Genomic DNA, 15,197 nt, shown 5'->3' with positions numbered 1-15,197 from the left:
CCTGGAGTGTTCCCCCGTGTCTCCCCGCCTCTTCTACCGCACCATCGCCATCGCTGAGGCGGTGACCTGGACCCTCCTGATCGGCGGCATGCTGCTGAAATACGTGGCGGATGCCGGCGGCACCCCGGTGCGGATCGCAGGCTCCCTGCACGGGTTCGTCTTCATCAGTTACGCCCTGACCGCCGTGCTGGTGGGCTTGAACCAGCGCTGGCCGGTCCGGCTGATGGTGCTCGCCGTCGCCACGGCGATCGTGCCCTACGCGACGGTGCCGTTCGACATCCGTCTCGACCGCACCGGCCGGCTCGACGGCGACTGGCGCCGCGTCGCCACCGACGACCCGCGCGACCACACCTGGGTGGGCACGCTGCTGCGCTGGATGCTGAACCGTCCGGTGATCCTGATCAGCAGTTTCGCCGTGGCCGCGGTGGCGATCATGACGGTGATGCTGTCGCTGGGTCCTCCCGGCGGGCGCAGCTAGCGGGCGGCCAGGCCGCGGCCAGGCTCTAGCCGGGCGGTCTCGGAACCGGCGCTGAAGCGGCGCGGCGGGTAGACTCGCCAGGTCAAGCATCCGTTATCTCTGGGAGAACGCCACTCGTGACCGCTGTTACCACCACACCCTCCCGCGGCATTGCCGACACCGTTGCAAACGCGATTGCGACGCCCGAGAAAGAGCAGCCGTTCGACGCGCTGGGGTTGACCCCGGGCGAGTACGCCGAGATCCGCCAGATCCTCGGCCGCCGCCCCACCAGCGGCGAGCTCGCCATGTACTCGGTGATGTGGAGCGAGCACTGCTCCTACAAGAGTTCGAAGAAGTACCTGCGCTCGTTCGGCGAGAAGGTCTCCCCCGCCATGAAGAAGAACCTCATGGTCGGCATGGGCGAGAACGCCGGCGTGCTGGACGTCGGCGAGGGCTGGGCGGTCACGTTCAAGATCGAGTCGCACAACCACCCCTCCTACATCGAGCCGTTCCAGGGGGCCGCGACCGGCGTCGGCGGCATCGTGCGCGACATCATCTCGATGGGCGCCCGCCCGGTCGCCGTGATGGATGCCCTCCGCTTCGGACGTCTCGACGACCCCGACACCGCCCGCGTCGTGCACGGCGTCGTGTCGGGCATCTCCTTCTACGGCAACTGCCTCGGCCTGCCCAACATCGGCGGCGAGACCTGGTTCGACAAGGTCTACCAGGGCAACCCGCTCGTCAACGCGCTCTCCGTGGGCGTGCTGCGCCACGAGGACCTGCACCTCGCCAACGCCACCGGCGCCGGCAACCAGGTGGTGCTCTTCGGAGCCCGCACCGGCGGCGACGGCATCGGCGGGGCATCCATTCTCGCCTCGGACACCTTCTCCGAAGGCGGCCCGACCAAACGCCCCGCCGTGCAGGTCGGCGACCCGTTCGCCGAGAAGGTGCTGATCGAGTGCTGCCTCGAGCTCTACCGCGAGAAGCTCGTCGAGGGCATCCAGGACCTGGGCGCCGCAGGCATCTCCTGCGCCACCAGCGAGCTCGCCTCCAACGGCGACGGCGGCATGTTCATCGAGCTCGACAAGGTGCTGCTGCGTGACCCCACCCTGACGGCCGAAGAGATCCTGATGAGCGAGAGCCAGGAACGCATGATGGCCGTCGTCACCCCGGAGAAGCTCGCCGGCTTCCTCGCTGTCACCGCCAAATGGGATGTCGAGACCAGCGTGCTCGGCGAGGTCACCGACTCCGGCCGGCTCATCATCGACTGGCACGGCGAGGAGATCGTCAACGTGGACCCGCGCACTGTCGCGGTCGACGGGCCGGTCTACGACCGCCCGGTCGCCTACCCCACCTGGCTCGACGCGCTGCAGGCCGACACCGCCTCCGCGCTGCCCCGCCCGACCTCACCCGAGGTGCTGCGTGAGCAGTTCCTGGCCCTGCTCGGCTCGCCGAACCTGGCCGACCCGAGCTGGATCACCGACCAGTACGACCGCTACGTGATGGGCAACACGGCCCTCTCGTTCCCCGACGACGCGGGCATGATCCGGATCGACGAGGAGTCGGGCCTCGGCTTCGTCATCGCCACCGATGCGAACGGCCGTTACTGCCAGCTCGACCCGTACCGCGGCGCGCAGCTCGCTCTCGCCGAGGCCTACCGCAACGTGGCCGTGACCGGCGCGGTGCCGGTCGGCATCAGCGACTGCCTCAACTTCGGCTCGCCGGAGAACCCCGAGGTGATGTGGCAGTTCGCCCAGACCGTCGACGGTCTGGCCGACGGATGCCTGGCGCTCGAGATCCCGGTCACCGGCGGCAACGTGTCGTTCTACAACCAGACCGGCGACCAGCCGATCCACCCGACCCCTGTGGTCGCCGTGCTCGGCGTGATCGACGACGTCGCCCGCCGCGTGCCCAGCGGCTGGCAGGACGACGGCCACAACATCTACCTGCTCGGCGTGACCCGCGAGGAACTGGACGGCTCTGCCTGGGCCGATGTCATCCACGACCACCTGGGCGGGCTGCCGCCCGTCGTCGACCTGGCCGGCGAAGCCGCCCTGGCGGGGCTGCTGCACGCGGCGTCGATCGAGGCGCTCATCGACAGCGCCCACGACCTCAGCTCGGGTGGGCTGGCGCAGACGCTGGCCGAAGCGGTGCTCCGGTTCGGGGTCGGAGCCCGCGTGTGGCTCGGCGACATCTGCGAGCGCGACGGCGTGGACGCATCCGTAGCCCTGTTCTCGGAGTCGGCCGGACGCGTGATCGTATCGGTTCCTCGGGAAGACGACGTAAAGTTCCTCGGACTCTGCGAGGGGCGGGGCTACCCGGTGCTGCGCATCGGCGTGACGGACGCGACCTCGGCGAGCCTGGAGATCCAGGACCACTTCACGGTGTTGCTCGCCGACCTGCAGACGCGTCACCGCAGCACCCTCCCCTCCCGTTTCGCGCAGTAGGGGTTCCTCCTCTGCCCGTTCTCCCGCCTCCCTCCTCCCTCCGCCCGCCCGTCCGACCCCGTTTCGCCCCTGCGTGCGACCAATCGGCCGCCATCGCCGGGATCAAAGTGGCACTTTCCGCGCACGCGCGAGCGTCTGCGGTCGGCGCCTGTGGATAGAGCACCGCGCGAATCGTAGCGGGTGGCATCATCGTGCGATGAGACCGCCTTCTGAGCTGCCGGCCGGGCTCGGTGATGGGCCGTTTTCCGTCGCCGACGCTCGACAGCGGGGAGTCAATTCCGGGCGGCTGCGGCGCAGCGACCTCGCGCGGCCCTTCCACGGCGTGCGGGTGCCTGTGGGGCGCGGCCCGTCGCCGGCCCCCATCAGCGACGCGGACAGGTGGGCCCGGATCCGTGCAGCAGCGCGCACCCGGGCCTGTGACTACGCGGTGCGGATGCCGTCAGATCAGTTCTTCAGCCACGCGACGGCCGCGCTTCTCCACGGGCTACCTCTTCCTGCACGGCTCCTCGAGCGGTCAATCGTGGATGTCGGCACAAGCATTCGGACCCGGCGCCGCCGCGGCAAGGGCGTGCGCGGGCATCTGATTCCGCTGGACCGGGTGCGCGTGGTTTCGGTGGGACACCTTGCCGTCGCTTCAGCGGTCGACGCGTGGGTCCAGCTGTCGACGGTCCTCACCCTCGATGAGTTGATCATCATTGGCGACTCCCTCGTGCGCCGACAGCGGCCTCCGGCCACGATGGCGGAACTCCAGGTGGCCGTTGCACGGCACGCGGGCTTGCCCGGTGCCTGTCGACTCCGCGAGGCCCTCGCCCTGGTCCGTCCGCGCACCGATTCGGCCAAGGAAACAGTGCTGCGCCTCCTCATCGTGCGGGCCGGCCTGCCTGAGCCGGAAGTGAACCTGACCCTCGTCAATCGATACGGCGCCTTCATGGCCCTGGGCGATCTCGCCTACCTGCGCTACAAGGTCCTGATCGAGTATGACGGCGGGCAGCACCGCGAAGACGAACGACAGTTTCACCGCGACATCGACCGGCTGGACGAACCCATGGAAGAAGGGTGGCGGGTCATCCGTGTCAACAAATCCCACTCTCCCCTTGCGATCATCGCCCGAATTCGCACCGCCCTTCTCGATCGCGGTTGGATCTCCTAAATCCCACCTCCCGCCCCATGCCTTCTCCAGGAGGTCGCGTGCGCGAGAAACGCCGCCATTCCCCATCGTATGGCGGCGTTTTGAGCGCACGCGGGGCCGTGCAGCGGGGCGACCGCTAGATCGAGAAGGGGGCGCCGAGGAGGAGCTCCGAGCGTGACCAGAGCGACTCTGCGACCGCGGGGTCGAGCGAGGTGCGCGTGGGCTCCTGCAGCGTCGGCAGGCCGCGCGTGAGGTAGCGAGGGCCGTAGTAGTCGCCGCCACGGGCATCCGGGTCGACGGCCGCACTCACCGTGGGCCAGGCGCCGGCGTCCTTGCCCTGAGCACCGAAGGACTGCAGGGTGTCGGCGAACCGGCTCGCACGCGACGGCTGATTGACCCCGCGGATGCCCGGCGTCAGACCCGAAATCGAGTAACCGGGGTGTGCGACGAGGCTTTGCACCCCGTCAGTGCCGCCGGCGCCGGCCGCCCGCAGCCGTCGATCGAGCTCGAAGCCGAACACCTGCATGGCGATCTTCGACTGCGCGTAAGCCTTCCACCGGTTGTAGCCGGACTCCAACTGCAGGTCGAGCAGCGGCGAGTCCAGCAGCCGTGAAATCATCGACCCGAGCGCGACGACCCGGCTGCCGGGCGTGCGCCGCAGAGCCGGCAGCACCCGCTCGGTGAGCGAGAAATGGCCGAGGAAATTGGTCGCGAAGACGAGTTCGTGCCCGTCGGGGCTCAGCTCGCGCCTGCGCGGCGGGTGCACGATGCCCGCGTTCAGGATCAACCCATCGATCCGCGGCAACTCCAGCAGCGCGTCCGCGGCACGGTGCACCTGGGTGAGGTCGCTCAGGTCCAGCGGTATCGCCGACACGGATGCCCCGGGCACCCGGGCGTGGATGGCCGCGACCGCGGCCTCCGTCTTCGGGAGATTGCGGCAGGCCAGCACGACGTGGGCGCCCGCGGCGGCGAGTTGCTCGGTGGTGAAGTAGCCGAGGCCGGCGTTGGCGCCGGTGACGACGAAGGTCTTCCCGAACTGGGCCGGAAGGGCGCGCGCCGCCCCGGCGAGCGCGTTGGTCTGAGAAGTCATGAGGTGGCCGGCGACGTGGTGGCGGAAGAAGCGGGGCTGGTGCCCACGACCGGCCGTGCGACATCTGTTCGTGCCCCCGCAGCTCGCGGCGCTGACCCGTTCGCGGACTCGGTGCCGGCGATCTTCTCGTGGTGGTGGATGACCTCGGCGATGATGAAGTTCAGGAACTTCTCGGCGAAGGCCGGGTCGAGCCGGGCCTCCTCGGCCAGTCCGCGCAGTCGCTGGATCTGTAACAGCTCCCGCTCGGGGTCGGCCGGGGGCAGGCCGTGCGTGGCCTTGAGCCGTCCGACCTGCTGGGTGAACTTGAACCGCTCCGCCAGCAAGTGGATCAGCGCGGCGTCGATGTTGTCGATGCTCTGACGGATGCTGCCCAGTTCGTCGATCGCTTCCTGCCCCGCGCCGGCGGGCAATTCCTCGTGTGCAGCCATGGTTCGACGATACCGTTTCGCGCGCGGTGACCGCACGATCGGCACTGCCCGCCGTCCCCGATGGAGGCCGAGGGCTCCTACCCGGACGCGGCCACCCGTTCCCAGCGCATTTCCGGCCGCTCCGATTCCGGCGCCATACCGACCGCCGTCAACTCCGTGACCGCTGCAGCGGCGCGGACGACTCCGCCGACCCGGACGACCCTGACGACCGGGCCGCCCTCACCGGCCGCGCCGACCGCCGCGCCGACCCCGCCCGCCCAGGCAAGAGCAGCCGCCGCTGGGTCAGCAGGATGCCGAGCAGCACCAGCGCCGCCCCGGCCGGCTCGTGCCACGAGAAGGTCTCCGAGAGCACGAGCACCCCCAGCAGCACCCCGACGACGGGTGTGACATACGTCACCGTCGACGCGTTCGTCGGTCCCCAAGCGCGCAGCACGTTGATGTGCCAGATGTAGGCAACGCCAGTGCCGAGCGCGCCGAGAGTGAGCAGTCCGGCCACGATCGGCACGGTCAGTGCCACCGGATACGCCGCCACCACCGGGGTGGCCACAAGCATGATCGCCCCGGCGATGCCGATGTTCAAGAACGCGAAGGTCGCGGGGGCGATCGGCCGGCCACTCAGGAACCGGCGCGTGTAGCCGAACGTGAAACCGTAGCAGACCGCCGCGCCCAGGCAGGCCAGCTGGCCCCAGAGGTCGCCGGTCAGGGCCGCGTAGCGCCACGGCGCGATGATCACGACAACGCCGGCGATGCCCACGAGGATGCCTGCCACCTGCCCGCGCACGAGCCGCTCCACCCGGAACGCGAGCGTCGCCATCACCGCGGTCATGATCGGCGTCACGGCGTTGTAGATGCTGGCCAAACTCGACGACACGTACTGCTCCGCCCACGCGAACAGAATATGCGGCACGACGCATCCGGTGATCGCGATCACCAGGAAATGCAGCCAGACCACCTTCTCGCGCGGTAGCACCGGCCCATTGGCCACACGCGGACGGCTGACCAGCACGATCAGGCCGAGCGTGAATCCGCCGAGCACCAGCCGCGACCACGCCACCTGGCCGAACGTGACCCCCTCGAGGGCCACTTTCATGAACAGGAAACTGGATCCCCAGACCACACCCATGCCCATGAACTGCAGGGTGACCCGGATTCGTCCGGCGGCGGAAACGTCTCTCACCTGCCGACTGTACCGCGCCCCGCCGACACTCCGCACGGACGCGCTCGACCGCGTCCCGCAGCGCGCGCCGGAACGCGCCGGAACGCGCCGGACGACGCAAACGGGCATCCGGCGGCGTCGCCGTCAGGCCACGTCTCTCGTCTCGAGCGGCCGCACCCGGTACTGAACCGATCGCGCGCCGTACCCGTCGAGCCGCGCCCGCAGCCCGGCCCGCACCCGAGGCCACTCGTTGTCGAGGATCGAGTAGATCACGGTGTCCCGCCAGCTGCCGTCAGCCCGGCGCCGCTCCCGGCGGATAATCCCCTCATACGTGGCCCCGATGCCCGCGATGGCCGCGCAGGACCGCACGTTCATCACATCCGCCTGGATCTTCACCCGACCGAACCCGTGGTCGAAGGCCAGCCCGAGCAGCAGTAGCTTCGTCTCCGCGTTGACGGCGGTGCCCCAGACCCGCGGATCGTAGGCGGTCCAGCCCACATGGGCCGACTCGTGTTCCAGGTGCAGGTCGCCGAGCGTGGACATGCCCACGAGGTCACCGGCGTGCGGGCCGCCGGCCACGCGCACCGCGTAGGGGAGTCCCGCCCAGTGAACGTAGGCATCCGCCCAGTCGGTGAACTCGGCCGGGTCGGTGCGGAGCCCACCCGGGCCGCCGCCAAAACCGCCGTCGAAAACCATTGGATGCGCGATCGCGCCGTGCAGCTCGGGCAGCAGCGCGCGGGTGAGAGGTTCGAGCCGCACATAGTGGCCCACGATGGCGATGCTCTGAGGTCGTTCGGCAGTCATGCCGACACTGTGGCAGCGCCAGGTTGCCACCGAATGAACGGCAGCGGTCAGGTCGGCGTGAACGATTTCGACGGAGATTGAGCCGAGAACGGATGCCGCGGGCCGGTTTTCGCCCCCCAGCAGCACAATCTCCGTCGAATTCGTCCGGGCACCGGGCGGAGCCCTTCAGCACCGCCCGCAGCCCGCAGCTCGCAGCTCGCAGCCGCGCTACCTCAGTCGACGAGATCGTGGCGCGAGATGATCTCCTCGCGGCCGGGACCGACGCCGATCGCCGAGATGCGGGCGCCGCTCATCTTCTCGATCGCGAGCACGTAGGCCTGCGCGTTCCGCGGCAAGTCCTCGAAGGTGCGCGCGCCCGTGATGTCATCGGTCCAGCCGGGGAAGTGCTCGAAGATGGGCTTCGCGTGATGGAAGTCGGACTGCGACACGGGCACCTCGTCGAAACGCACGCCGTCGACGCTGTACGCGACGCAGACGGGAATCGTGTCCAGGCCGGTCAGCACGTCGAGCTTGGTCAGCACGAAGTCGGTCACCCCGTTGATGCGGGCCGTGTAACGGGCGACGGGAGCGTCGTACCAGCCGCAGCGGCGCGGGCGCCCCGTGGTGGTGCCGAACTCGAAGCCGTTAGCGCGCAGGAACTCGCCCGACTCGTCGAACAATTCGGTCGGGAACGGGCCTGCGCCGACGCGGGTCGTGTACGCCTTGACGACGGCGATGATCCGGTCGATCCGGTTCGGGCCGATGCCCGAGCCGGTCACAGCGCCGCCGGAGGTCGCGTTCGAGGAGGTGACGAACGGGTAGGTGCCGTGGTCGACATCCAGCATCGTGGCCTGGCCGCCCTCGAAGAGCACGGTCTTTCCGGCGGTGAGGGCCTCGTGCAGCAGCAGGGCGGTGTCGGCGACCATCGGGCGCAGGCGCTCGGCGTAGCTGAGCAGGTCCTCGACAATTTCGTCGACCGTGATCGCGCGACGGTTGTAGACCTTGACCAGCAGGTGGTTCTTCTGGGCCAGGGCACCCTCGACCTTCTGGCGCAGAATGTTCTCGTCGAACAGGTCCTGCACGCGGATGCCGACGCGGTTGATCTTGTCGGCGTAGGTCGGGCCGATGCCACGGCCGGTGGTACCGATCTGGCGCTTGCCGAGGAAACGCTCGGTGACCTTGTCGACCGTGCGGTGGTACTGGGTGATGATGTGGGCGTTGGCGCTCACCTTGAGCCCGGACACGTCTACGCCGCGGGAGATCAGCGCGTCAAGTTCTTCGAAAAGCACCTCGATATCGACGACCACGCCGTTGGCGATGATCGGCGTGACACCGGCGGTGAGGATGCCCGACGGGAGCAGGTGCAGCGCGTACTTCTCGGTGCCGATGACCACGGTGTGGCCGGCGTTGTTTCCGCCGTTGAATTTGACCACGTAGTCAACCCGGCTGCCGAGGAGGTCGGTGGCCTTGCCCTTACCCTCGTCGCCCCACTGGGCTCCGATCAGAACGATCGCTGGCATTTAGTTTTCTCCTCGGATAAAGAACGCCTCGGTCGGCGGGGCCGGGTCGGTGGCCCGATAGCCGTCCGGCGTGATGGTTTCCTGATCAAGGCGGCTGATCACCGTGGGATCGGCGCCGTTCAGGAAGGTGGTGAGACGCTCGAACTCGTTCTGTTCATTGATCTCGCCCGCGGCCCGGCGCAGCGCGTAGAGCGCCCGCAGGACTCCGCGATTGGGTTCGTGGGTCCAGCGCACCGGGCCCTGGCCGTGCCAGCCTGCCTTGCGGAGCGCGTCGAGACCGCGGTGGTAGCCCACGCGCGCGTAGGCATACGACTCCAGGGTTCGACCCTCGAGGTGCGTGGCGTCGGCCAGCACGGCCCACGCCAGGGAGGACGTCGGATGAGCCTCCACCACGCCGGAAATGCTGCCGCTTTCGGCTCGGCGGAGCGCCTCGATCACCTCCGGTTCCGCGGGAAGAAGGGTCTCGGGCTGCTCAATCAAATTGTCGCCGGTCACACTCGATCCTAACAAGGCCCGGACCGCTCCTCGCCGAACAGGCCGCCGGAGAGGGAACCGAGGATGGCCGCGGCGACCTCGTCCCGCGGCCGGTCCGGTTCGAAAACGAGCCATTCCAGGCCCGCCATCAGCACGGCGCCGAACACGCTCGATGCCATCAGGCCGCAGGTCGAGTCGGCACGGCTGCCCGGTTTCGCCTCCGCGATCGCGTCGGCGAACACGGCGAGGGCCTCGTGCCGCAGCGCAAAGAGCGTCTTCTGCCAGGTGCGGTCGGTGCGGAAGATCTCCGCCGCCATCAGCTTGGACAGTGCTGTGTTCGCCGCGATCCGGTCGAGCAGCGCGTGCATCAGCGCCTCGAGGGCCGCGCTGCCGTGCAGACCGGCCGACGATCGGCGGAGGGTCTCGGCGAGCGCGCCGACCCCCTCCTGCAGCAGTTCCTCGAACAGTTTGTCTTTGGAGCTGAAGTTGTAATACAGGCTGCCCTTGGCCACCCCGGCCCGCTCGGCGACCTCATCCATCGTGGTGCCGCTGATGCCCCTGGTCGCGGCCAGCTCCAGCGTGGCGTCGAGGATGGCGCGTTTCGTTCCGGTGGCGCGTGCCATTGGAGTTCCTTTCCACGGGCAGGTTCGGTGCCGGCAGGTTCGGTGCCGGCCGGGACCGCTCTAGATGGTCAGTTCGGGGTGCAGCCGGCCCACGGTCCAGATCCGCTGGCGGCCGGCGCTCCAGGCGCTGATCGCGATCGAGCCGACCAACATCACGGCGAGAACGGCAACCGAAACCCACAGTCTAGAGTCGATGCCTCCGGTGATCAGTTCGCGCAGCCCGGTCACGACGTATGACGCCGGCATGAAGGGATGCAGCACCTGGAAGAACACAGGCGTGGTCTCCACCGGATAGGTGCCGCCCGACGAACTCAGCTGCAGCATGAGCAGCACGAGGCTGACCACGCGGCCGGCCGCGGTGCCGAGCAGGATGATGAACATCTGCTGCAGAGCTAGGAAGGCGAGCGTCGTCAGGTAGAGGAACGCGCTCATCCCGAGCCAGTGTTCGGGCTGCAGGCCGATGCCGTAGACCAGCACGAGCACCATGATCACGACCTGGGCGAGCCCGATGGCCATCGCCGGCAGAAAGCCGGTCATGGTCGAGCGCAGCCCGGAGGCGGCGCTGGCGAGGGCCCGGGTGGGCAGAGCCCGCAGGATCAGCCAGGTGATCAGGCCGCCGACGAAGGTGGCCAGGGCCAGGAAGAAGGGTGCGAACCCCTCGCCGAAACTGTCGGAGGCGTTCTCCCACTTCTGCACGAGCGTGACCGGGCTGGCGATTACGGCCGTCTTCTCTGCAATCTGTTCCGCGGTGAGGTCGGGGGCACTTTGCCCGCCTGTGGTGAGGGAGCCGGCGAGGGTGCCGCTGCCGGCGGCGAGTTCAACGGCGCCGGTGTTCAGGCTCGCGCCGCCGTCGGCGAGCTGCCGGGTGCCGTCGGACAGTGACCCCGTGCCCTCGCCCAGCAGCTCGCTGCCGGCGAGTACGGAGTCTGCCCCGGAAGCCGCGGTGGCGGCCCCCTCTGCCAGGGAGGCCGCACCGGCCGAGAGTCGCCCGGCACCGGTGGCCACCTGGGCGGCGCCGGAAGCCCCGGCGATCAGCTTGCCGGAGAGTTCACCGGCTCCGGTGGAGAACTGGTCGCTGAGCCCGGCGTAGGTCTGGGTCTGGGTGAGCGCGCCTTGGGCACCCGCGTTCACGGCTCCGGCGCCGGCGCCGAGGTGCTCCACGGCCGGCAGGAACGCCGACGCGGGGGTGCCTTCCGCTGCCGCCTGCATCTGCAGGAGCAGGTCGTGCAGTCCGGTCGACACCGAGGCGGTGCCGCCGGCGAGCGTGCCGGTTCCCGCGGCGATCTGGTCGGCGCCGTCGGCGAGCTGCACCGATTTCTCGGAGAGGGTCGCGGCCCCCGTGGCGGCGGCCTGCATCCCCTCGGACACCTGCACGGTGCCGTCGGAGAGGGTCACCGAGGAGCTGGCGAGCGCCCGGGCGCCGTCGGACAGCGTGTCCAGTCCGGTCGCCAGGGTGCCGGCGCCGTCGGTGAGGCGCGCGACGCCGTCGTCGAGGGTGAGCGCTCCCTCGGCAAGGGCATCGAGGCCGACCAGGAGGGAGCCGGTCCCGGCCGACGCTGTGGTGAGCCCGTCGAACAGCCGGCCGGCGCCATCCGCTGCCGAACGGATGCCGTCACCGGCCTCGTTAACCCCCACCAGGAGCGCATTGACGGTCTGGTCGCCGATCTCGGTGGCGACCGCGTCCCGCAGTTGAACCATGGCCTGCTTGCCCATGGTGGTGGCGAGGAAACTGTTGCTGTCGTTGTAGTCGACCTGCACGGTGGCCGAAAGCGGGGTGTCGGTGCCGGCGGAGACGGCGCTGGCCGAGAAGTCGCTCGGGATGGTGACCGAGAAGTAGTAGTCGCCGTCCCTGACGCCCGCGGCGGCATCCGTCCCGTTCGTCACGATCCAGCCGAGCTCGTGGCCGTCGACCAGCTCGTCAACCAGATCCTGGCCGGCGGTGACCGGTTCACCGTCCCGGCTGGCGCCGGTGTCTCCGTTGACCAGCGCTACGGGCAGGTGGTCGAGTTCGTGGTCGGGCGCCCAGAAGGCCCAGAGGTAGAGCGCCCCATAGATGAGCGGGATGAACATGAGCACGACGAGGGCGATCTTGGGCATCTTGCCCTTGCCGAAGCGGTGCAGCTCGGTGCCGGAGGAGAGGAAGGCGAACATTCAGCGGGTCTCCTGATTCAGTGGAACGGACGGGGTCATCCCAGCCTTGTTCATCATGACAACGGTCGGGTCGATGCCGAGCTCGGCCCACATCTCGGTTTCGGGCGCGGTCGCGGACGCGATCACGCTGGTTCCGGCGGCGGCGACACAGGCGAGGCGCTGCCAGAGGATGCGCCGGGACTCCGGTGCGTGCACCTGCTCGACCTGGTCGAAGAAGAGGATGCTCGGCTCGTTCATGACCGCGAGCGCGGCCCGCAGCAGCACGGTCTGCACCTCATTGAGGTCCCAGATCACGGTGTCGGCAGCCGGAATCGGCACTCCGCCGAACACGGGGGCGCAGACGCGGCGCACCTCGGTGTCGTCGACCGAGCGGATGAACGCCCACCAGGGGGAGATCCAGGCCGTGCGCTCACGGATTGCGGCGCCGACGGTGACCGATTCCTCGAGGGTGTCGACGTCGTGGAAGCCCGAGATGCCGGTGCGCTTCTGCACCCGGCGGGCCCGGCGGGGCAGCTCGTGGCCGAGCACCTCGAGGGTTCCCTCGCTCGGCTTCATGCGACCGGCCAGGGTCAGCATCAGGCTGGTCCGGCCGCTGCCGGTGGGGCCGCAGAGCACGGTGAGGCCGGTGCCGGCCCCAAAGCTCAGGGGCCCGTAGACCGAGCCCCGCTTGAATCGCAGGGCCAGGTCGTGCGCCCTTACTGTCGACTGCACGTCGATCCTCTCGTTTGTACTGACTAGTCAGTATAGAACGAGAGATCGACGTGCCGCGTGCCACGGCTCAGGCCTGCGCGCCCCGGGTGCCGCCCGGACGGCACCGTGGCCTTCGCCACAGTGAACGCCGTTCTGGCCGCGGCTAAGACTCCGGAGTACCGGATGCTGCGCGACGACGCGGGAATGTCACCGCGTCGCCGCGGCTGGGAAGCTTCGCGAGCTCGGCCTCCGCGGGGGTGGGAGCTTCGGCCGAGGCCGGGAGGGTCGACCAGCGCAGCAGAGCGGCGGCGCTCGTCTCCGCCGGAAGCTCTCCGGGAGACACCACCATCACCCGCGCATCCGTCAGCATCGCCGCACGGATCAGCGCGTCGGCGGCCGGCACCGATCCGAGCTCACTTGCGCCGAGGGCATCGGCCGAGGTGGCTGCCAGCCACGGCTCGCGGTCGAGGGCGATCAGAGTCGTCCCCATCATCCGGTCCGGGGCCAGCATAAGCACATCGACCTGGCCCTGCTGCATGGCCCGCACTACGGCCGCGAAGTCGAGCTCGGAGAGGCCGCTGCCCTGTCCCGTCCCCAGCCGCTCGAGGGCGTCGTGCTCCTCCTGCGCGAGAATCGCCGCGAGGTGGCGATTGAGGTCACCTTCGAGTTCCTCCTGCGTGGCACCACCCGGGCGGGTGTTCGTGGGAACGACGTGCAGCACCGCGCGGCTTGCGGGAGAGAGCTGGTCGACGAGCAACTGGCGGGCACGCACGTCGCCGGTGAGCACGAGCAGCTCGGCCTTACTGTCCCGCACGACCTCGTCGATCGCGGCGGAGATCTGGCCCTCGTTGCGCTTCCACACCTCCTCGGTGTGGTGCTGATAGCGCCCGTTCGCGAGGAAGTCGTCTTCGGAACCCACCTTCGTGAGAAACTCCGTGTCGCCCTCCACCTTCACCTTGGAGACCGGGTGCGAGCGGCTGAGCCGGTAGAGGGTGACCTCGCCGCCGTCGCGCCCGGCCTCGGCCACCACGTAGCTGAGGTCCCGCGGGCGGTGGATCAGCAGGGGGATCAGAGCGGGCACCGGCCCGTAGGAGACCAGCAACTCGCCGAGCGGCTCCCCCGAGAGCACCTCGTTGAATTCGACCACGCCCTGCCGCACGAACATCAGCCGGCTTATCGGACCGCCCACGCCCGGCGGCTCCTCAATCAGCTCGATGATGGTGCTGATGTCGATCTCCGGGGCACCGACGTCGGTCAGCGCCTCCCGCAGTGTGCGTTGGCGCAGGGAGGAGGTGCGCCGGGGGTTCTGCGCATCCTGGGTCACGTCAACGTAGGCACTCGACACCGAACCGGATCGACGGTACAGGTCCGCTAGTCCCTCATTACTGAAATCAGCCATGGCCGGAGTCCCTTCTGTGGCAGTTTGACAGCCACGGTATCCCCGGGCTCCGGCGTTCACAACCCTGCCGGGACGGCCCGCAACGGAGCGGAAAAACTGCCCCGCTCTGCCGTTACAGGGCGGTCTGCTGGTGCGTCGCGACGCACCAGCCGCCGTCAGCGAATACGTAGGTCGTGGCCGCGTTCGCCTCGATCACCTCGTCTCCGCGGTGGGCCAGGAGCCGGTAGACGAGCACCCCGGCGTGTTCGTTCTGACGCACCACGGCCGGCTCGCGCAGCTGGTAGCTCGTGATGGCGGGCATCTCCTTGAAGAAGGCGATCGCTTCGTCGCGGGTGACGATCCTGCCCGGCAGGATCAGCAGTCCGTCCGCGGTCATCGTTCGCCGGTAATAGTCTCCGCCGCGGCCGGCGAGAATCGCCTGCCACCCATCGTGCTCTTCGTGAAGGAGGCGGGCGGGCAGATCGTCAGTGATCGCAGTCATGACCCAACGCTAGCCCCTCAAAGCACCGACTGAGCCGCTGGGGTCGGGACTGAGTTCTGGATCTGCGGCCGGGCGAGCCGACCGTCAGTACGGCGCCGGGTCGGGCTCGGGATCGGGATCGGGCGTGCGCGGTTCCGGTGCGGGTCTCGGCACAGGCGACGCCGTGCGGATGACCGTGGCCGGCTCACTCACGAACGTGCGCCCGGTCGGCGACGTCCACTCAAGCGTGCCATCACCGATGGTGCAACACCTGCCACCCGGTCTCGCTCTTCAACGCATGACACGCCGGGCACAGGTGCGCGAGGTTGTCGTGCGCGGTCAGCCCGTCGAACTGCCAATCCAGGGAATGGTCCAGATCGCAATGCGCCG

General features: G+C 69.1%; 13 protein-coding genes and 1 pseudogene. 3 read left to right on the top strand and 11 right to left on the bottom strand.

Features of this window, described 5'->3' with window-relative positions:
- Positions 1-16 precede the first annotated feature (16 nt).
- The 3 genes from E3O22_RS14590 to E3O22_RS14580 all read left to right on the top strand — a co-directional run bounded on the left by E3O22_RS14590 (position 17) and on the right by E3O22_RS14580 (position 4,054).
- A complete protein-coding gene (locus E3O22_RS14590; RefSeq protein WP_134395923.1) occupies positions 17-478 on the top strand; it encodes a DUF3817 domain-containing protein in 462 nt (153 codons plus the stop codon).
- A gap of 116 nt (positions 479-594) precedes the next feature.
- Positions 595-2,904 carry a phosphoribosylformylglycinamidine synthase subunit PurL gene (purL, locus tag E3O22_RS14585; protein ID WP_134395922.1) on the top strand — a complete coding sequence of 770 codons (2,310 nt, stop codon included), beginning with the start codon at positions 595-597 and terminating at the stop codon, positions 2,902-2,904.
- 196 nt (positions 2,905-3,100) lie between these two features.
- Entirely contained in the window at positions 3,101-4,054 is a 954-nt protein-coding gene (locus tag E3O22_RS14580; RefSeq protein WP_134395921.1) for a hypothetical protein, read from the top strand.
- A gap of 115 nt (positions 4,055-4,169) precedes the next feature.
- Here E3O22_RS14580 and E3O22_RS14575 read toward each other — a convergent pair whose 3' ends face one another.
- From E3O22_RS14575 to E3O22_RS14525, 11 genes and pseudogenes are all read right to left on the bottom strand, one after another.
- On the bottom strand, positions 4,170-5,123 hold the full coding sequence (locus E3O22_RS14575) for an SDR family NAD(P)-dependent oxidoreductase (RefSeq protein WP_134395920.1): 954 nt from the start codon (positions 5,121-5,123) through the stop codon (positions 4,170-4,172).
- A 101-nt stretch (positions 5,124-5,224) separates the two neighbouring features.
- Positions 5,225-5,551, bottom strand: a pseudogene (locus E3O22_RS14570) (chorismate mutase); the annotation flags it as partial.
- 148 nt (positions 5,552-5,699) lie between these two features.
- Complete coding sequence (locus tag E3O22_RS14565) at positions 5,700-6,674, bottom strand: DMT family transporter (RefSeq protein ID WP_134395945.1); 975 nt, start codon at positions 6,672-6,674, stop codon at positions 5,700-5,702.
- A gap of 177 nt (positions 6,675-6,851) precedes the next feature.
- Positions 6,852-7,511 carry a GNAT family N-acetyltransferase gene (locus E3O22_RS14560; protein ID WP_134395918.1) on the bottom strand — a complete coding sequence of 220 codons (660 nt, stop codon included), beginning with the start codon at positions 7,509-7,511 and terminating at the stop codon, positions 6,852-6,854.
- A 212-nt stretch (positions 7,512-7,723) separates the two neighbouring features.
- Positions 7,724-9,010, bottom strand: a complete 1,287-nt coding sequence (locus tag E3O22_RS14555; protein WP_134395917.1) for an adenylosuccinate synthase — start codon at positions 9,008-9,010, stop codon at positions 7,724-7,726.
- Positions 9,011-9,505 carry a DUF3151 domain-containing protein gene (locus tag E3O22_RS14550; RefSeq protein ID WP_241973455.1) on the bottom strand — a complete coding sequence of 165 codons (495 nt, stop codon included), beginning with the start codon at positions 9,503-9,505 and terminating at the stop codon, positions 9,011-9,013.
- A gap of 8 nt (positions 9,506-9,513) precedes the next feature.
- A complete protein-coding gene (locus E3O22_RS14545; RefSeq protein WP_134395915.1) occupies positions 9,514-10,107 on the bottom strand; it encodes a TetR/AcrR family transcriptional regulator in 594 nt (197 codons plus the stop codon).
- Between the two features lie 60 nt (positions 10,108-10,167).
- Positions 10,168-12,258 carry a YhgE/Pip family protein gene (locus E3O22_RS14540; protein ID WP_134395914.1) on the bottom strand — a complete coding sequence of 697 codons (2,091 nt, stop codon included), beginning with the start codon at positions 12,256-12,258 and terminating at the stop codon, positions 10,168-10,170.
- The gene (locus tag E3O22_RS14535) at positions 12,259-12,969 is read right to left on the bottom strand and encodes an ATP-binding cassette domain-containing protein (protein WP_134395913.1); all 711 of its coding nucleotides are present in this window, start codon (positions 12,967-12,969) and stop codon (positions 12,259-12,261) included.
- Positions 12,970-13,111: 142 nt separating this feature from the next.
- Entirely contained in the window at positions 13,112-14,347 is a 1,236-nt protein-coding gene (locus E3O22_RS14530) for a hypothetical protein (protein WP_134395912.1), read from the bottom strand.
- 112 nt (positions 14,348-14,459) lie between these two features.
- The gene (locus E3O22_RS14525; RefSeq protein ID WP_134395911.1) at positions 14,460-14,828 is read right to left on the bottom strand and encodes a DUF4440 domain-containing protein; all 369 of its coding nucleotides are present in this window, start codon (positions 14,826-14,828) and stop codon (positions 14,460-14,462) included.
- Positions 14,829-15,197: the final 369 nt, after the last annotated feature.

The organism is Cryobacterium sp. TMT2-18-2 (assembly GCF_004402245.1).
In the GTDB taxonomy this organism is placed as follows: Bacteria; Actinomycetota; Actinomycetes; order Actinomycetales; family Microbacteriaceae; genus Cryobacterium; species Cryobacterium sandaracinum.
Note: the sequence above shows the minus strand (reverse complement) of the source record. Positions and strands in the feature narration are given on the sequence as shown.